Annotated in this window: 12 protein-coding genes and 1 other RNA gene; 8 read left to right on the forward strand and 5 right to left on the reverse strand. The window is 65.4% G+C overall.

Features of this window, described 5'->3' with window-relative positions; translation table 11 throughout:
* The first annotated feature begins 138 nt into the window (after positions 1-138).
* Positions 139-837 (forward strand): aquaporin Z, encoded by a 699-nt coding sequence (aqpZ, locus tag KHO27_RS04400; protein WP_110699117.1) that lies wholly within the window; start codon positions 139-141, stop codon positions 835-837.
* Here the strand turns inward: aqpZ and guaD are convergent.
* From guaD to xdhA, 4 genes are all read right to left on the reverse strand, one after another.
* Positions 834-2138, reverse strand: coding sequence for a guanine deaminase (gene guaD / locus KHO27_RS04405; protein ID WP_214501271.1), 1305 nt, complete (start codon positions 2136-2138; stop codon positions 834-836). The genes aqpZ and guaD overlap by 4 nt on opposite strands.
* Before the next feature lie 10 nt (positions 2139-2148).
* Complete coding sequence (gene xdhC / locus KHO27_RS04410; protein ID WP_214501272.1) at positions 2149-2994, reverse strand: xanthine dehydrogenase accessory protein XdhC; 846 nt, start codon at positions 2992-2994, stop codon at positions 2149-2151.
* 64 nt (positions 2995-3058) lie between these two features.
* Positions 3059-5458, reverse strand: coding sequence for a xanthine dehydrogenase molybdopterin binding subunit (xdhB, locus tag KHO27_RS04415; protein ID WP_214501273.1), 2400 nt, complete (start codon positions 5456-5458; stop codon positions 3059-3061).
* A complete protein-coding gene (xdhA, locus tag KHO27_RS04420) occupies positions 5451-6905 on the reverse strand; it encodes a xanthine dehydrogenase small subunit (RefSeq protein WP_110699110.1) in 1455 nt (484 codons plus the stop codon). The genes xdhB and xdhA overlap by 8 nt, the downstream gene beginning before the upstream one ends.
* 272 nt (positions 6906-7177) lie before the next feature.
* Between xdhA and KHO27_RS04425 the strand changes: the two genes are divergently transcribed.
* From KHO27_RS04425 to KHO27_RS04455, 7 genes are all read left to right on the forward strand, one after another.
* Positions 7178-7837, forward strand: coding sequence for a GntR family transcriptional regulator (locus tag KHO27_RS04425; protein WP_110699108.1), 660 nt, complete (start codon positions 7178-7180; stop codon positions 7835-7837).
* Between the two features lie 3 nt (positions 7838-7840).
* A complete protein-coding gene (gene smc / locus KHO27_RS04430; protein ID WP_214501274.1) occupies positions 7841-11329 on the forward strand; it encodes a chromosome segregation protein SMC in 3489 nt (1162 codons plus the stop codon).
* Positions 11330-11534: 205 nt separating this feature from the next.
* Positions 11535-12425, forward strand: a complete 891-nt coding sequence (gene zipA / locus KHO27_RS04435) for a cell division protein ZipA (RefSeq protein ID WP_046856479.1) — start codon at positions 11535-11537, stop codon at positions 12423-12425.
* A 100-nt stretch (positions 12426-12525) separates the two neighbouring features.
* The gene (gene ligA, locus KHO27_RS04440) at positions 12526-14868 is read left to right on the forward strand and encodes an NAD-dependent DNA ligase LigA (RefSeq protein ID WP_214501275.1); all 2343 of its coding nucleotides are present in this window, start codon (positions 12526-12528) and stop codon (positions 14866-14868) included.
* 188 nt (positions 14869-15056) lie between these two features.
* Positions 15057-15153, forward strand: an RNA gene (gene ffs, locus KHO27_RS04445) — signal recognition particle sRNA small type.
* A 163-nt stretch (positions 15154-15316) separates the two neighbouring features.
* Complete coding sequence (locus KHO27_RS04450) at positions 15317-15706, forward strand: hypothetical protein (RefSeq protein WP_110699102.1); 390 nt, start codon at positions 15317-15319, stop codon at positions 15704-15706.
* 23 nt (positions 15707-15729) lie between these two features.
* On the forward strand, positions 15730-17676 hold the full coding sequence (locus tag KHO27_RS04455) for a hypothetical protein (protein ID WP_214501963.1): 1947 nt from the start codon (positions 15730-15732) through the stop codon (positions 17674-17676).
* Here KHO27_RS04455 and KHO27_RS04460 read toward each other — a convergent pair.
* A complete protein-coding gene (locus KHO27_RS04460) occupies positions 17630-18064 on the reverse strand; it encodes a helix-turn-helix domain-containing protein (protein WP_110699098.1) in 435 nt (144 codons plus the stop codon). The two genes, KHO27_RS04455 and KHO27_RS04460, sit on opposite strands and share 47 nt — an antisense overlap.
* Positions 18065-18143 lie beyond the last annotated feature (79 nt).

Genomic DNA, 18143 nt, shown 5'->3' on the forward strand with positions numbered 1-18143 from the left:
CCTGCCTGAGCGGGGCTGCGATGCAGCCCCTGGCGTTACTGGCCCTTGGCCAAGGCTCTGCTAGATTTTCCTCAGCAAACCTTCATCGAGCAGTTGGGCTTGCGCAGTCGTTGCGTCCAATTACTTGAGGAATGGTCCATGAGTTCATCCCTGGGTGTGCGCATAGGTGCCGAGCTGGTCGGCACCTTCTGGTTGGTCCTGGGTGGTTGTGGCAGCGCGGTGCTGGCCGCAAGCTCGCCTGTCGGCATCGGGGTCCTGGGTGTCGCCTTCGCTTTTGGCCTTACCGTCCTGACCATGGCATTCGCCATCGGCCATATCTCCGGCTGCCACCTCAACCCCGCCGTGTCGTTCGGGCTGGTGGTGGGGGGACGATTCCCGGCAAAAGAGTTGCTGCCCTACGTGATTGCCCAGGTGATCGGCGCGATCCTCGCCGCGGCGGTGATCTACTTCATCGCCACCGGCAAGGCCGGTTTCGAGGTGGGTAACGGCATGGCCTCGAATGGCTATGGCGAACACTCGCCCGGTGGCTACACCCTGGCCGCAGGTTTTGTCAGCGAAGTGGTGATGACCGCGATGTTCCTGGTGATCATCATGGGCGCCACGGACGCCCGGGCACCGGCCGGGTTTGCGCCGATCGCCATTGGCCTGGCGCTGACCTTGATCCACCTGATCTCGATCCCGGTCACCAATACCTCGGTGAACCCAGCGCGTAGCACCGGGCCTGCGCTGTTCGTCGGTGGCTGGGCCTTGCAGCAACTTTGGCTGTTCTGGCTGGCACCGCTGATCGGCGCGGCGATCGGCGGTGCGCTGTATCGAGGCCTAGCCAAGCAACCCTAGCGCTGGTGCACGCAACGCCCGGCGGCGTAGGTCTCGCGCACGGTGCGGTCGTCGCCCAGGGTGGTGAGCACGAACAAGGTCTCCTCGATGCTTTTCGACTGCTGCAGGCGGTAGTCCAGCAGCGGGGTGGCCTTGTAGTCGAGCACCACGAAGTCGGCGTCATTGCCCGGGCGCAGGCTGCCGATGCGGTCCTCCAGGCGCAGGGCGCGGGCGCCGCCGAGGGTGGCCAGGTACAGCGACTTGTACGGGTGCAAGCGCGCGCCTTGCAACTGCATCACCTTGTATGCCTCGTTCAGGGTGTTGAGCAGCGAGAAGCTGGTGCCGGCGCCGACATCGGTGCCCAGGCCGACGTTGACCTTGAAGCGTTCGGCCTGGGGCAGGTTGAACAGGCCGCTGCCGAGGAACAGGTTGGAGGTCGGGCAGAAGGCGATGGCCGAACCGGTTTCGGCCAGGCGCTGGCACTCGTCGTCGCACAGGTGCACGCCGTGGGCGAACACCGAGCGCTCGCCGAGCAGCTCGAAGTGGTCGTAGACGTCCAGGTAGCCTTTCTGCTCGGGGAACAGTTCCTTGACCCAGTCGATTTCCTTGAGGTTCTCCGACAGGTGGGTGTGCATGTACACGCCCGGGTGCTCCTTGAGCAACTGGCCGGCCACGCTCAACTGTTCCGGCGTGCTGGTCGGCGCGAAGCGCGGGGTGACCGCGTAGTGCAGGCGGCCCTTGCCGTGCCAGCGCTCGATCAGCATCTTGCTGTCGCGGTAGCTGGACTCGGCGGTATCGGTCAGGTAGTCGGGGGCGTTGCGGTCCATCATCACCTTGCCGGCGATCATGCGCAGGTCCAGGCGCTCGGCCTCCTCGAACAGGGCGTTGGCCGACTCGGGGTGCACGCTGCCGAACACCAGCGCGGTGGTGGTGCCGTTGCGCAGCAGTTCGGCGAGGAAGATCTTCGCCACCTGGTCGGCGTGGGCCTTGTCGGCGAACTGCTTTTCGCAGGGGAAGGTGTAGGTGTTCAGCCAGTCCAGCAGCTGCTCGCCGTAGGAGCCGATCATGCCGGTCTGCGGGAAGTGGATATGGGTGTCGATGAAGCCCGGGGTGATCAGGGCGTCCTGGTAGTGCTGCACCGGGATGTCGGCGTCGAGGGTCGGCAGCAGCTCGCTGGCATGGCCCAGGGCGCTGATGCGGCCGTTATCGACTACCAGCAGGCCGTCTTCATAGTATTCGCAGGACGCCTCCAGGCCGACCTCGGCGGGGTCGGCGATGCTGTGCAGGATGGCGGCTCGGTAGGCTTTGCGGGTTGCGCTCATGGGGCTCTCGTCAAAGGGTCTGGCTGCGTCGCGAGGACGGCAGCAACTGGGCGATGGGGCCTGAGTTGGCGGCAGCGTCGTGCTGGCCGAAGCAGGCGTTGTAGGTGGCAATGATTTCGGCGGCGATGGACACGGCGATCTCGATCGGCAGCTTGCCCTTGACCTCGGCCAGGCCCATCGGGCAGCGCATGCGCGCCATCAGGGCGTCGTCGAAGCCGCGCTCGCGCAGGCGGTGCTCGAACTTGACGCGCTTGGTCTTCGAACCGATCAGGCCGAACCAGGTGAAGTCGTTGCGCTTGAGGATCGCGGCGGTCAGCTCCAGGTCCAGCTGGTGGTTATGGGTCATGACGATGCAGTAGCTGCCGGCGGGCAGGTCGGCAACTTCGTCGACCGGCTCTTCGCTGACGATCTTGCTCACCCCGGTGGGGATGAGCGCGGGGAACTCCTGCTCGCGCGAATCGATCCAGCGCACCCGGCAGGGCAGCGCGGCGAGCAAGGGTACCAGAGCGCGGCCGACATGGCCCGCGCCGAACACGGCGATCTCGGCCTGTACGCCACTCATCGGCTCGAACAGCAGCACGGTGGCGCCGCCGCAGCACTGGCCGAGGCTGGCGCCGAGGCTGAAGCGCTCCAGGTGCGGGGTACTGCGGTGTTCCGCGAGCATCTGCCGGGCGATGTGCAGGGCCTTGAACTCCAGGTGGCCGCCGCCGATGGTGTCGTACAGCGCGCTGGCGCTGACCACCATTTTCGAGCCGGCGTTGCGCGGGGTGGAGCCGCGCTCCTCGATGATGGTTACCAGCACGCAGGGCTCGCCACGGGCTTGGTGCTCGGCGAGGGCGTTGATCCATTGGTGCATGTCTTCAGTCCTCCTCGGTCCCCTGTAGGCGCAACCTAAGGTCGCGCCTACAGGGAGCGTGGCGTCAGTGCGTCACGGGCTCCAGTTGCTGTTCGGCAGGCTGCGCCGCAGCCACCGCCTTGCGCATCTGCTCGCAACCCCACAACACCCGCTCCGGCGTCGACGGCGCGTCGATGTTTGGCTGCACGCGGTAGTCGGCGATGCTCGCCACCGCGTCCTTGATCGCGCACCAGGCGGCAATGCCGAGCATGAACGGCGGCTCGCCCACGGCCTTGGAGTGGAACACGGTGTCCTCGGGGTTCTTGCGGTTCTCCACCAGCTTGACGCGCATATCGATCGGCATGTCGGCCACAGCCGGGATCTTGTAGCTGGCCGGGCCGTTGGTCATCAGCTTGCCCTTGGCATTCCACACCAGCTCCTCGGTGGTCAGCCAGCCCATGCCCTGGACGAAGCCGCCTTCGACCTGGCCGATATCGATGGCCGGGTTCAGCGAGTCACCGACGTCGTGCAGGATGTCGGCGCGCAGCATCTTGTACTCGCCGGTCAGGGTGTCGACGATCACCTCCACGCACGCGGCGCCGAACGCGAAGTAGTAGAACGGGCGGCCACGGGCCTGGTTGCGGTCGTAGAAAATCTTCGGCGTGCGGTAGAAACCGGTGGTCGACAGCGACACCTGGGCGAAATAGGCCTGCTGGACCAATTGCTCGAAACTGACGATCTGCTCGCGCACGCGCACATGGCCGTTACGGAACTCGACGTCTTCCTCGGTGACGTTGTAGTGCCGGGCCGCGAACTCGGTCAGGCGCTTCTTGAGGATCTCGGCGGCGTTCTGCGCGGCCTTGCCGTTCAGGTCGGCGCCGCTGGAGGCGGCGGTGGGCGAGGTGTTGGGCACCTTGTCGGTATTGGTGGCGGTGATCTGGATACGGTTGAAATCGACCTGGAACACCTGCGCCACCACCTGCGCGACCTTGGTGTTCAGGCCCTGGCCCATCTCGGTGCCGCCGTGGTTGAGGTGGATGCTGCCGTCGGTGTAGATGTGGATCAAGGCACCTGCCTGGTTGAGGAAGGTGGCGGTGAACGAGATGCCGAACTTCACCGGGGTCAGCGCCAGGCCTTTTTTCAGCACCGGGCTGTTGGCGTTGAAGCGGCGGATCGATTCGCGGCGCTCATGGTAGTCGCTGCTGGCTTCGAGCTCGGCGGTCATCTCCTCGAGCATGTTGTGCTCGACGGTCTGGTAGTAGTGGGTGACGTTGCGCTCGGTCTTGCCGTAGTAGTTGGCCTTGCGCACCGCCAGCGGGTCGAGGGCCAGGTGACGGGCGATATGGTCCATCACCTGTTCGATGGCGACCATCCCCTGCGGGCCGCCGAAGCCGCGGTAGGCAGTGTTGGAGGCCGTGTTGGTCTTGCAGCGGTGGCCGTGCACCGTGGCATCGCCCAGGTAGTAGGCGTTGTCGGAGTGGAACATGGCGCGGTCGACGATCGAACCGGACAGGTCGGGCGAGTAGCCGCAGTTGCCGGCCAGGTCGAAGTTGATCCCATGCAGGCGGCCCGTGTCGTCGAAGCCGACGTCGTACTCGACGTAGAACGGGTGGCGCTTGCCGGTCATCATCATGTCTTCGACGCGGGGCAGGCGCATCTTGGTCGGCTGGCCGGTCAGGCGCGCGATCACCGCGCACAGGCACGCGGGGCTGGCGGCCTGGGTTTCCTTGCCGCCGAAACCGCCACCCATGCGGCGCATGTCGACGACGATCTTGTGCATCGGCACGTCGAGCACCTCGGCCACCAGCTTCTGCACCTCGGTGGGGTTCTGCGTCGAGCAGTAGACGATCATGCCGCCATCTTCGCCGGGCATCACCGAGCTGATCTGGGTCTCCAGGTAGAAGTGCTCCTGGCCGCCGATGTGCAGGGTGCCCTGGATACGGTGCGGGGCACTGGCCAGTGCGGCGGCAGAGTCGCCGCGCTGGTGGGTGTGGCTGTCGAGCACGAAGTGCTTCTTGCGCAGGGCCTCGACCACATCGAGCACCGGCTCCAGGTCTTCGTACTCGACGATTGCCGCCATGGCGGCGCGTCTTGCAGTCTCCAGATCGCAGGCGGCCACGGCGAGCACCGGCTGGCCGAAGAACTCGACCTTGTCGATGGCCAGCAAAGGGTCGCCAGCTACCACTGGGCCGATATCCTTGAGCCCCGGGATGTCCTCATGGGTGATGGCGATGCGCACCCCTTCGAACTGATAGCAGGGTGTGGTGTCGATGCGCAGGATGCGCGCATGAGCACGGTCGGCGGTGCGCGCATAGACGTGCAGCTGGTTGGGGAATTCCAGGCGGTCGTCGATGTACACGGCTTCGCCGGCCACATGCTTGTCGGCGCTGTCGTGCTTGAGGCTGCGGCCGACCCCGGTGGTCAGGTCCTGGCTGAACAGTGCGGCCATCTCGGCCTGGCTCTTGACGGCGTGATGGTTAGACATAGGCGGTCACCCGGGTTTCGATGTGCGGCGTTTGCAGTTCGATGAAGTACTTGCGCAGCAGGTTCTGCGCGGTCAGCAGGCGGTACTCGCGGCTGGCGCGGAAGTCGCTGAGCGGGGTGAAGTCCTCGGCCAGGGCCTGGCAGGCGCGTTCGACGCTGGCCTGGGTCCACGGCTTGCCGCGCAGCGCGGCTTCGCAGGCGCGGGCGCGTTTCGGGATTGCCGCCATGCCGCCAAAGGCGATGCGCACGCCGCTGACCACACCGTTCTCGATGCTCAGGTTGAACGCCGCGCACACCGCGGAAATATCGTCGTCCAGGCGCTTGGACACCTTGTAGGCGCGGAAGGCCCAGTCGTTGCTGGCGCGCGGCACGATGATCTTCTCGATGAACTCGCTGTCCTGGCGTGCAGTGATGCGGTAGTCGATGAAGTAGTCTTCCAGGGCCAGGGTGCGCTGGCGCTCGCCTTGGCGCAGGACGATCTGCGCGTCGAGGGCGATCAACAGAGGTGGCGAATCACCAATTGGCGAGGCGTTGCCGATATTGCCGCCGAGAGTGCCCTGGTTGCGGATCTGCAGCGAGGCGAAGCGGTGCAGCAGGTCGCCGAAGTCGGGGTATTCCTCGTTGAGCGCGGTGTAGCAGTCAGTCAGCGGCGTGGCGGCGCCGATCTCCAGATGGCTGGCGGTCTTGTCGATGCGCTTGAGTTCGGCGACGTGGCCGACATAGATCATCACCGGCAGGGTGCGGTGGAACTGGGTGACTTCCAGCGCCAGGTCGGTACCCCCGGCCAGCAGGCGCGCCTCGGGGTGCGAGCTGTACAGGTCGGCCAGGTCGGCCACGGTCAGCGGCACCAGGCAGCGCTTGTCGCCGCTATTAAGCTCGCCGGTCTGTTGCGGGGCGATGGCCTTGAGGCGAGCGATGGTCTGCGCCTGCTGAGCGTCGAACTGGTCGCGGCAGGGGCGTGCGCAGCTCTGCTCGGCAGCCTCGAGGATCGGCCGGTAGCCGGTGCAGCGGCACAGGTTGCCGGCCAGGGCCTCCTGGGCCTGGTGCAGGTCGTGGCCTTGGCTGTTCTTCTGCAGGGCGAACAGCGACATGACGAAACCAGGGGTGCAGAAGCCGCACTGCGAGCCATGGCAGTCGGCCATGGCCTTTTGCACGCTGTGCAGTTCGCCCAGGTGCTTGAGACCCTCGACGCTGATCAGTTGCTTGCCGTGCAGGGCGGAGACGAACGTCAGGCACGAGTTGAGGCTGCGATAGCGGATATCGTCGCCACCCTGGGCGTTTTCGACAAGTTCGCCGACGACCACGGTGCAGGCGCCGCAGTCGCCGCTGGCGCAGCCTTCCTTGGTGCCGGGTTTGCCCAGGTGCTCGCGCAGGTACTGCAGCACCGTCATGTTCGGGTCCAGGGCATGCTCGCTGCGCAGCTCCTGGTTGACGAGAAACTGGATCACGGGGGAGGGCCTCGCAATGGTTTTATTGTTGTTCCGGCGGACTCTAAGCAACGGCTGACCTTCGGGTCAATAATTTTCTGACTCAAAGGTCAAGAATTTGCGCGGAGTCTTACCGGACCGCCTCTTCGAGCCTTTTCCAAAGCATAGTTCGCGCCGTGTAGGAAAGTTGACCCATCAGTCGCAGAAAGCGCGTCGTCCCGCTGCGCGAGCGCCTGGCAAGTGCGCTACAATCGCGCCCTTGTGCACAGCTACCCAGATTGCGAAGGAAAACCATGACGTTCAAGGCGCCGGACAGCCTCTCCGAGCAAATTGCCCACTACCTGGCCGAGCGGATCATCCGCGGCGAACTCGCACCCGGCGAGCGCATCCAGGAGCAGAAGGTCACCCAGGCCCTTAACGTCAGCCGCGGTTCGGTACGCGAGGCGCTGCTCATCCTCGAGCGCCGGCACCTGGTGGCCATCCTGCCGCGCCGTGGCGCGCATGTGACCGAACTCGACGAGAACAGCGTGCGCAGCCTGTGCGCCCTGATGGGCGAGTTCTACATCCTGCTGGGCAATGCCGTTGCCCAGCATTGGCGCACCGAGGGCGACCTGCGCCCGTTCCTGGACATCCAGCAGCGCCTCAAGCAGGCCCATGCCGGCAAGGATATCAAGGCCTTCGTCGGCGACAGCTTCGCGGTGATGCGCGCCGCGTATCCGTTCGCCAACAACCCGTACCTGCAGGAAACCGTCGAGAACCTGCAGCCGGCCATGAGCCGCGCCTACTACCTGGCCCTGGACCAGCGCCAGGCCAACATGGCCGATTACCTGGAGCTGTTTGCCTGCCTGCTCGAAGCTGTGGTCGCCCGCGACCTGCCGCGCATCCGCGAGGTGCTCACCGCCTATTGCCAGCGCAGTTGCGAACTGGTGCTGGCGGCGCTGGCGCGGGTCTGACCGGTGCGCCTGAAGTGCATCCGCCTGGCCGGGTTCAAGTCGTTCGTCGACCCGACCACGGTCAACTTCCCCAGCAACATGGCTGCCGTGGTCGGCCCCAACGGCTGCGGTAAATCCAACATCATCGACGCGGTGCGCTGGGTGATGGGCGAGAGTTCGGCGAAGAACCTGCGTGGCGAGTCGATGACCGATGTCATCTTCAACGGCTCCACCAGCCGCAAGCCGGTCAGCCAGGCCAGCATCGAGCTCGTGTTCGACAACAGCGACAACAGCCTGGTGGGCGAGTACGCCGCCTACGCCGAGATCTCGATCCGCCGCAAGGTCACCCGCGACGGGCAGAACACCTATTACCTGAACGGCACCAAGTGCCGGCGTCGTGACATCACCGATATCTTCCTCGGCACCGGTCTGGGGCCGCGCAGCTATTCGATCATCGAGCAGGGCATGATCAGCAAGCTGATCGAGGCCAAGCCCGAGGAGTTGCGCAACTTCATCGAGGAAGCGGCGGGCATCTCCAAGTACAAGGAGCGTCGCCGCGAGACCGAGAGCCGCATCCGCCGTACCCAGGAAAACCTCGCGCGCCTGACCGACCTGCGCGAAGAGCTGGAACGCCAGATCGAGCGCCTGCACCGCCAGGCCCAGGCTGCCGAGAAATACCGTGAGTACAAGGCCGAGGAACGTCAGCTCAAGGCACGCCTGTCGGCTCTGCGCTGGCGCGACCTGGATGAGCGGGTGCGCCAGCGCGAGACGGTGATCGGCGACCAGGAGGTCGCCTTCGAGGCACTGGTGGCCGAACAGCGCAACGCCGACGCCAGCATCGAGCGACTGCGCGACGGTCACCATGAGTTGTCCGAACGCTTCAACCAGGTGCAGGGCCGCTTCTATTCGGTGGCTGGCGATATCGCCCGCGTCGAACAGAGCATCCAGCACGGCCAGCAGCGTCTGCGCCAGTTGCAGGACGACCTGAAGGAGGCCGAGCGCAGCCGCCTGGAAACCGAATCGCACCTGGGGCATGACCGCACCTTGCTGGCGACCCTCGGCGAAGAATTGGCGATGCTCGAACCGGAGCAGGAGCTGACCTTGGCCGCGGCCGAGGAAGCCGCCGCGACCCTGGAGGAAGCTGAGCTCGGCATGCACGGCTGGCAGGAGCAGTGGGACGGCTTCAACACCCGCTCCGCCGAGCCGCGCCGTCAGGCCGAGGTGCAGCAGGCACGCCTGGCGCAGCTCGAATCCAGCCTGGAGCGCCTGGCCGAGCGCCAGCGCAAGCTGGGCGAGGAGGGTGAGCAGCTCGGTGGTGATACCCAGGACACCGAGACGTCCGATCTAGGCGAGCAAGTGGCCAGCAGCGAGTTGCTGCTCGAAGAGCTGCACCTGCAAGAGCAGCAGGTGGTCGAGCGCCTGGAAGGGTTGCGCGATCACCTGCAGCAGACCAGCCAGGCACAACAGCAACAGCAAGGTGATCTGCAGCGCCTGGGCGGGCGTCTGGCCTCGCTGGAGGCTTTGCAGCAGGCGGCGCTGGAGCCCGGTGTGGGGGCCGCCGACTGGCTGCGCGCCCAGGGCCTGGAGCAGCGCCCGCGCCTGGCCGAGGGGCTGCGGGTTGAGCCCGGCTGGGAGCTGGCGGTGGAAACGGTGCTTGGCGCCGACCTGCAGGCAGTGTTGCTGGATGACTTCGCCGGCCTGGACTTCGCCGCGCTGGAACAGGGCGATTTGCGCCTGCTGCTGGCCGGGGGAGAGGGCTCGCGCGTTGCCGGCAGCCTGCTCGACAAGGTCGAGGGGCGGGCCGACCTGTCGGCCTGGCTGGGGCAGGTGAGGCCGGTTGAAACGCTGGAGCAGGCGTTGGCGCAGCGGGCGTCACTGGTCGCTGGCCAAAGCCTGGTCAGCCGCGACGGATACTGGGTGGGGCGGCATTTCCTGCGGGTCAGCCGCGGTGGTGAAGCCCAGGGCGGCGTGCTGGCCAGGGGCCAGGAAATCGAACGCCTGGCCCAGGAACAACTGGAGCAGGAAGCGTCGCTCGAACAGCTCGACGAGCAACTGCAGCGTCTGCGTGAACAACAGCTCGACCTGGAGGAGCAGCGCGAGCAATTGCGCCGTCGCAGCCAGGACGAGAGCCGCCAGCACGGTGAGCTCAAGGCGCGCCTGTCTGCTGGCCGGGCCCGGGCCGAACAGCTTGAACTGCGCCGCCGACGCTTGCACGAAGAGTTGGCCGAGCTCCAGGAGCAGCGTGCCCTGGAGCATGAGCAGTTGGGCGAGGCGCGCCTGCTGTTGCAGGAGTCCCTCGACCTGATGGCCGCGGACACCGAACAGCGCGAGCAACTGATGGCGCGCCGCGACACCCTGCGCGAAGGTCTCGACCGGGTCCGCCAGGAGGCCCGCCAGCACAAGGACCATGCCCATCAACTGGCCGTGCGCCTGGGCTCGTTGCGCGCCCAGCACGATTCCACCCGCCAGGCGCTCGAGCGCCTGGAGCAGCAGGCCGCGCGCCTGAACGAGCGTCAGGAGCAACTGAACCTGAATCTCGAGGAGGGCGAGGCGCCGCTGGAAGAACTGCGCCTGAAGCTTGAGGAGCTGCTCGAGCGCCGCATGAGCGTCGACGAGGAAATGCGTCAGGCGCGCCTGCACATGGATGAGGCCGATCGCGAGCTGCGCGATGCCGAGCGGCGCCGTACCCAGGCCGAGCAGCAGTCGCAACTGCTGCGCGGCCAGCTGGAGCAGCAGCGCCTGGAGTCCCAGGGGCTGGATGTGCGGCGCAAGACCTTGCAGGAACAACTGCTCGCCGACGGCTACGATCTTCAGGGCGTGCTCGCCACGCTCGAGGCCGAGGCCAGCGAGCAGGGCACCGAGCAGGCGCTGGAGCAGGTCGAGGCGCGTATCCAGCGCTTGGGCGCGATCAACCTGGCGGCCATCGAGGAGTACGAGCAGCAGTCCGAGCGCAAGCGCTACCTGGATGCCCAGGACGCCGACCTGGTCGAAGCACTGGAGACCCTGGAAAACGTCATCCGCAAGATCGACAAGGAAACCCGCAACCGCTTCAAGGATACCTTTGATCAGATAAATGCCGGATTACAGGCACTTTTCCCAAAAGTTTTCGGTGGCGGCAGCGCTTATCTGGAACTGACGGGCGAAGATCTACTCGATACAGGGGTGACGATCATGGCGCGCCCGCCGGGCAAGAAGAACAGCACCATCCATCTGCTGTCCGGTGGCGAGAAGGCACTGACGGCCCTGGCCCTGGTGTTCGCCATCTTCAAGCTGAACCCGGCGCCGTTCTGCATGCTCGACGAGGTCGACGCGCCTTTGGACGATGCCAACGTCGGGCGCTATGCGCGCCTGGTCAAGGAAATGAGCGAAACCGTGCAGTTCATCTACATCACCCACAACAAGATCGCCATGGAAATGGCCGACCAGCTGATGGGGGTGACCATGCACGAGCCGGGTTGTTCACGTCTTGTTGCAGTTGATGTGGAAGAAGCGATGGCCATGGTTGACGCATAAGGGGTAAAGAAAGGGTGTGAACATGTAGGCAAAAGCCTCAGCAGACGCGACAGACGGTGTAAAGTTGCCTTTGGTCGTGCTAGCTTAATGTCACTTGTTTTTTGCGTGGGTAAAACGCCTGTCAGAACATAGAGTTGGCGCCACGTGTTAAAGGCCTTTGAAGCCTTTGTTTTCAAGCATATTTTTTATAGAGGCACGGGATTACATGGAAATCGGTCTGCGCGAGTGGCTGATCGTCATCGGCATCATTGTCATCGCCGGTATTCTTTTCGACGGCTGGCGCCGCATGCGCGGCGGCAAGGGCAAGTTGAAGTTCCGTCTGGACCGTAGCTACGCCAACGCCCCGGACGACGACAGCGGCGGCGCCGAGGTGCTCGGCCCTTCGCGTGTGCTGGAAACCCATAAAGAGCCCGAGCTGGATGAGAGCGACCTGCCATCGGTCAGCGCCCCGGTGCGGGAGCGCGAACGCGAGCGTGAAGCCAAACCGGCCAAGGCCAAGCGCGGCAAGCGCAACAACAGCGAGCAGCAACAGGGCGACCTGAAGCTGGCCGCCGAGCCGCGTGAACCGGACCTGTTCGATACTGGCGACGACGACTTCGCCGCCGACAACACCCGCAACAGCGGTTTTACTGCCGCGTCCACGCCGGCCAAAGAGCTGCCGCCGGCCGAAGAAGTGCTGGTGATCAGCGTCATCTCCCGCGACGAAGGCGGTTTCAAGGGCCCGGCGCTGTTGCAGAACATCCTGGAAAGCGGCCTGCGCTTCGGCGAGATGGACATCTTCCATCGCCACGAGAGCATGGCCGGCCACGGCGAAGTGCTGTTCTCCATGGCCAATGCGGTCAAGCCCGGCGTGTTCGATCTGGACGACATCGACCATTTCAGCACCCGTGCGGTGAGCTTCTTCCTCGGCCTGCCAGGCCCGCGTCACCCCAAGCAGGCCTTCGACGTGATGGTCGCCGCCGCCCGCAAGTTGGCCCACGAGCTCAATGGCGAGCTCAAGGATGACCAGCGCAGCGTGCTGACCGCCCAGACCATCGAGCACTACCGCCAGCGCATCGTCGAGTTCGAGCGCCGCGCCCTGACGCAGAAACGCTGATACACCCGAGCGGGCGGACCTTGCCTCGGTCCGCGCCGCGATGATTGAAACGAAAGAGCAGCCAGGGGCTGCTCTTTTGCTTTGCAAGAGAAGACCAGAAATGAACGCCGAATCCCGAATCCACGAACTGCGCGCCGAACTCGACCAGCACAACTACCGCTACTACGTGCTCGACGAACCCAGCGTGCCCGATGCCGAATACGACCGCCTGTTCAATGAGCTGAAGGCGCTGGAGGCCGAGCACCCGCACCTGGTGACGCCGGATTCGCCGACCCAGCGCGTCGGTGGTGCGGCACTGGCGGCCTTCAGCCAGGTACGTCACGAGATACCGATGCTCAGCCTGGGCAACGCCTTCGAGGAAGACGACCTGCGCGACTTCGGCCGCCGCGTGGTCGAAGGCCTGGATTTGCCGGGCGGCGATCAGGCGGCCGTGGACTACAGCTGCGAGCCCAAGCTCGACGGCCTGGCGGTGAGCCTGCTGTACCGCGACGGCCAGCTGGTGCAGGGCGCCACCCGCGGCGACGGCACTACCGGTGAGGACATCAGCGCCAACGTGCGTACCGTGCGCAACATCCCGCTCAAGCTGCAGGGCGAGGGCTGGCCGGCGGTGCTGGAGGTGCGCGGCGAGGTGTACATGAGCAAGGCCGGATTCGACCGGCTCAATGCGGCCCAGGCCGAGGCCGGCGGCAAGACCTTCGCCAACCCGCGCAACGCCGCCGCCGGCAGCCTGCGCCAGCTGGACTCGAAGATCACCGCCAGCCGCCCGCTGGAGTTCTGCTGCTATGGCGTCGGCCAGGTGTCCGAGCCGTTTGGCGACAGCCATATCGGTATCCTGGAGAAACTCAAGACCTGGGGGCTGCCGATCAGCCGCGAGCTCAGGCACGCCGCCGGTATCGACGAGTGCCTGGCCTATTACCGGGACATCGGTGCGCGCCGCAACAGCCTGCCCTACGAGATCGATGGGGTGGTGTTCAAGGTCAATGCCCTGGCCTCCCAGCGTGAGCTGGGTTTCCGTGCCCGTGAGCCGCGCTGGGCGATCGCCCACAAGTTCCCGGCCATGGAAGAGCTCACCGAGGTGCTCGATGTCGAGTTCCAGGTCGGGCGTACCGGCGCGGTGACTCCGGTCGCCCGCCTCAAGCCGGTGAAGGTGGCCGGCGTGACGGTGTCCAACGCCACCCTGCACAACATGGACGAGATCGCCCGGTTGGGCCTGCGTATCGGCGACACGGTGATCATCCGCCGTGCCGGCGACGTGATCCCGCAGGTCATGCAGGTGGTGCTCGAGCGTCGCCCCGAAGGCGCGCGTGCGGTGCAGGTGCCGAGCCAATGCCCGGTGTGCGGCTCGCAGGTCGAGCGCACTCAGCTGGTCAAGCGCAGCAAGGGCAAGGAAACCACCAGCGAAGGCGCGGTGTACCGCTGTGTGGGGCGCCTGAGCTGCGCCGCCCAGCTCAAGCAGGCGATCATCCATTATGTGTCGCGCCGGGCCATGGACATCGATGGCCTGGGCGAAAAGAGCGTCGAGCAACTGGTCGATGAAAACCTGATCCGCTCGCCGGCCGACCTCTACAAGCTGGAATTCGAACAAGTGGTAGCCCTTGAAGGCTTTGCCGAGGTCTCCAGCCGCAAGCTGCTCGAAGCCATCGAGGCCAGCAAGCGCCCGAGCCTGGCGCGTTTCATCTACGCCCTGGGCATCCCCGATGTCGGCGAGGAGACCGCCAAGGTCCTGGCCCGCTCCCTGGGCAGCCTGGCGCGGGTGCAGGTGGCGCTGCCGCAGGTGCTGACCTACCTGCCGGACATCGGCCTGGAAGTCGCCTACGAAATCCATAATTTCTTCGAGGACGAACACAACCGTGCGGTGATCAAGCAGTTGCTGGACAGCGGTATGCAACTGCAGGATGAAGGTGAACTGGGCGCCGAGTTCGCCGCCAGCACCACTCTCGCCGGGATGCTCGCCAAGCTCGATATCCCGTCGGTCGGCCCGACCGGCGCCGAGAAGCTGGTAGACAAGCTGGGCACCCTGGACAAGATCATCGCCGCCGATGGCATCGACTTGCGCCAGGCCCTGAATACCAAGGCCGCCGACGGGGTGCGCGAGTTCTTCAAGGTCGAGGCCAACCAGCAGTTGGCCCGCGCCATCGAAGCCCAGTTGCTGGAGTTCGGCATGCACTGGTCGTGCGAGAAGAAATCCGCCGAGGGTTTGCCGCTGGCCGGCCAGACCTGGGTGCTGACCGGTACCCTGGAGCGCATGAGCCGCGATATCGCCAAGGAGAAGCTGGAAAGCCTGGGGGCCAAGGTGGCGGGCTCCGTGTCCGGCAAGACCCATTGCGTGGTGGCCGGGCCCGGCGCGGGTTCCAAGCTGGCCAAGGCCAGCGAGCTGGGCGTGTCGGTGATGGACGAGGAGGCGTTCGTGGGCTTCCTTGCGGAGCGCGGAATCGACGTCTGAGGCCGGTGGCCTTGTCGCGGGGCAAGCCCGCTCCCACGGGTGATCGCACGTGGGAGCGGGTTCGCCTCGCGATAGATTTGCCACAAGTCCTTGAGAAATGATGGTTTTTTCACGATCAAAGGTTGTAACTTCGCCCTGGCGTTGTACAATGGCGCGGCTCGTCAGCTGGCGAGCCGTCGTGGTGGCCCCATCGGTCCCCCCGCATTGATTACCCGTTAACCTGGTCAGGCCCGGAAGGGAGCAGCCATAGCGGGAACATCGAGTGCCGGGGTGTGGCTGGTGGGGCCGCCTCCATTTTGGGCGCAGGGTTTTTCCGGCGTACCTGTCAGGCGTCGCACATCAGACGCGTTTCTTTACACCCTCGCACTGTTTTCCGCCTGCACGATCCCGCGCAGCGCCTTATCATGCATCCCATCGTGTTGGCCCATTCGGCCAGGAGATAGCGACCGTGGAACATGTCGACGACCTCACCCGCCAGAAGATTCGCGAGTGGCAGCTGCGCCGCCTGGAAATAAAGGACCAGATGGCCGCCAGTCCCGAGCGCGTGCTGGAGTTGTCCCAGGTGCTCGACCAGATGGAAGAAGAGCATGAGCGCATCCTCGAGGAAGCGGCTGCGCCAGTGGCGGTGAAGGCCGACGCGGTGGCCTTGGAGCTGCAGGTGTCGGCGCGCTCGGTGCGTGACTTGCGCAAGCTGCTGGAGCTGGCCCTGCATGAGCTCGATGGCGTGCTCGACGCACCGCAGGCGGGTGTCAGCCATCCCGGCGACATGGCCGGGTCGTTGGGTGCCTACCGCTTCGACCTGGTGGTGGGGCAGGCCGCTGACTCCGACAAACCTTGAGTGATCCCCGGACCCGTACCGACATGCAGCCCGAGCACTTCGACTTTTCCCATCCGGTGTACCTGCCGGTCACCGCAGAGGTGTGCCAGGCCTTGCTGGCTGACGGCGCGCTGGCGCTCGACACCCTGGGCGAGCCGGAGTTGGCGGCAGTGCTGGTGATCCAGAACCTGGCGCAGGCACAGGGTCAGGTCGATGCGCGGGCGGCGGAAAAGGTGCTGGGTAAGCTGTTGGCGTGGGCGGTCGATGGCGCGCACTCGCCTGGCGTGGGGTTGTTGTCCGAGGCCCGTAGGCTGTTCGATGCGCGCAAGCTCTATTTCGGCCTTGAGGTAATCAAGGCTTCGAAGCTGCGCCTGCTCGACGCGGAGCAGGTCCAGGCGCGGGAATACCTGCTGGCCGATGGCAAGTGGGATTTCGACTACCGCATTCGCCTGCATCACAGTGACAACCCGTTCAGCCAGCGGGTGACCACTGGCTTCGACAGCGAGCGCTGGCTGACCGTCGAGCAGGACAAGCTGCTCAAGGTTATCCAGGCCAACCTCGACGAAGACATCCACGTGCAGGGCTATGCCGGGATCGGCAAGAGCTACCTGCTTGGCGCGCTGATGGATTGCCTGCCCCGTGGCCGGGTGCTGGCCCTGGCGCGCACGCCGGCCAAGCTCGGCACCTTGCGTCGACGCATGGGGCTGGATGAGCAGGCCAAGGTCGGCATGACCTTCGGCCAGTTCGCCCGGGCCCTGCTCAAGGATACCCGGTCAGTTTCCGCCCGGACGGCGCAGCGCGGTCCCGGCAAGCGCAGGCTGGCCGAGGAACTGGGGATCGTCGGCTTGCGCCAGTACGACGCCGAGCATGCCCTGGATATCTGCCTGGAAGTGCTGCGCAACTACTGCGATTCTCGGGATTACAGCCTGTCGAATCGTCATCTGCCGTATTTTCGCCAAGCACTCTCCGGCGTCGATACCCAGGTCCTGCTCGAGTACGCCAGCCGGCTATGGCGCTACCTGGAGGCGCAACCGGCCTGGGGCGCGCAGACCGGGTTCGAGGCGTTGCTGCTGCTCAAGCGAGCGAGCCTGACTGGCTGCAGCGTGCCAGGGCGCTTCAGCCACGTGATCATCGACGAGAGCCAGGACGTGCCGGCCTCACTGCTGCAAGTCATCGAGCGAGGCCGCCAGGTGCTGATCACCCTGGGCGATGAATATCAGAAGGCCTCCGGCGAGGTGGTCAGGCGCGAGCGTCAGGTGCGCCAGAAGGACATGGCCTTTGCCGTGCGTAGCGGGCCCAAGGTGGAGCGCCTGATCAACCCGTTGATCGGCGTGCATTCGAAGAAGTCCAAGGTTGCCTTCGAGGCTGCGCGCCATGTCGATGTCGGCATCGAGCACTTCCCCGAAGGGTTCGTCCCGCCCGAGGGCTGCGTGGTGCTGACCGCCTCGCGCTGGGACACGATGCGCTGGGCCATGGAGTTGGCCGAGTCCAACTGCTTGTTGAATTTCCCCGATTGGCCGCAGATGCGCCGCTTCATGGCCACGGCGATCGGCCTGTTCAGGGCCGCGTTCTATGCGCCGGGGCAGGATGCCGAAGGGCCGCATCCGTACTTCGCGCACCTGCTCGACTGGCAGCAGGTGCGTGAGTCCGAGCGTTTCGATGCCGCGTTCCTCTGGGTCGAGGCGCGCCTTGAGGCGGGTTTCAAGCTTGCAGACTTGACGCTGCTGGACGCACGCATCGCTGCACGGCCCGACAGCCTGACGCTGTTGATGGCCGAGGAGGCCGGTGGCCTGGAGTTCGATCAGGTGCTGCTGACACCGGAACTGATGACCACCGACCGCTTCAAGGACGCCTACGCCTTCGATGCGCGGATCTGCGCCGTGTATATCGCCCTGTCGCGGGCGCGTCGGCAGCTGTACCTGCCGTATGACGTGGAGGAGTGGATCAACTACCACAAGGGCCAGCCGTTCCGCGAGTTGCACGGCTACTGAGGCCTCCACGCCTGCCCTGGCTGGCCGATACCTGCATTAGCCGCTGGAAGGTCGGGCATTGCAGATGGTTCTCCTCGGGGCACTGCGCCGCATGCCGCAACCCCTTGCTCATCGCCTGCAGCCGTTTGATCCGGCGGTCGATCTCGTCGGCCTTGGCCTGCAGCAACTCGCGGTCGACCCGTTGCTCGTCAAGCATGGCGGCTACTTCGTCCAGCGAAAAGCCAGCCGCCTGTCCCAGCGCTATCAGCGCCAGGCGCTCGGGGGTATCTGGCGGGAACTGGCGGCGCTGCCCATGGCTGGCCAGTGATCTGAGCAACCCCTTGTTCGCGTAGTAACGCAATGTCGACGCCGGCACTCCGGTGCGCCTGGCGACATCGGCAATGTCCATTGCAACCCCTCTTGACTTGAAGTTGACTTCAACTTGCATGCTGCTTGGCATCGACCTTTCCGTCAATCTGCCAAGGGCT

It is taken from the genome of Pseudomonas sp. RC3H12, assembly GCF_018596375.1.
Classification (GTDB): domain Bacteria; phylum Pseudomonadota; class Gammaproteobacteria; order Pseudomonadales; family Pseudomonadaceae; genus Aquipseudomonas.

Coding starts and splice junctions, on each gene's coding strand:
- aqpZ (WP_110699117.1), top strand. CDS start 139: ATGAGTTCATCCCTGGGTGTGCGCATAGGTGCCGAGCTGGTCGGCACC.
- guaD (WP_214501271.1), bottom strand. CDS start 2,138: ATGAGCGCAACCCGCAAAGCCTACCGAGCCGCCATCCTGCACAGCATC.
- xdhC (WP_214501272.1), bottom strand. CDS start 2,994: ATGCACCAATGGATCAACGCCCTCGCCGAGCACCAAGCCCGTGGCGAG.
- xdhB (WP_214501273.1), bottom strand. CDS start 5,458: ATGTCTAACCATCACGCCGTCAAGAGCCAGGCCGAGATGGCCGCACTG.
- KHO27_RS04425 (WP_110699108.1), top strand. CDS start 7,178: ATGACGTTCAAGGCGCCGGACAGCCTCTCCGAGCAAATTGCCCACTAC.
- zipA (WP_046856479.1), top strand. CDS start 11,535: ATGGAAATCGGTCTGCGCGAGTGGCTGATCGTCATCGGCATCATTGTC.
- ligA (WP_214501275.1), top strand. CDS start 12,526: ATGAACGCCGAATCCCGAATCCACGAACTGCGCGCCGAACTCGACCAG.
- KHO27_RS04455 (WP_214501963.1), top strand. CDS start 15,730: ATGCAGCCCGAGCACTTCGACTTTTCCCATCCGGTGTACCTGCCGGTC.
- KHO27_RS04460 (WP_110699098.1), bottom strand. CDS start 18,064: ATGGACATTGCCGATGTCGCCAGGCGCACCGGAGTGCCGGCGTCGACA.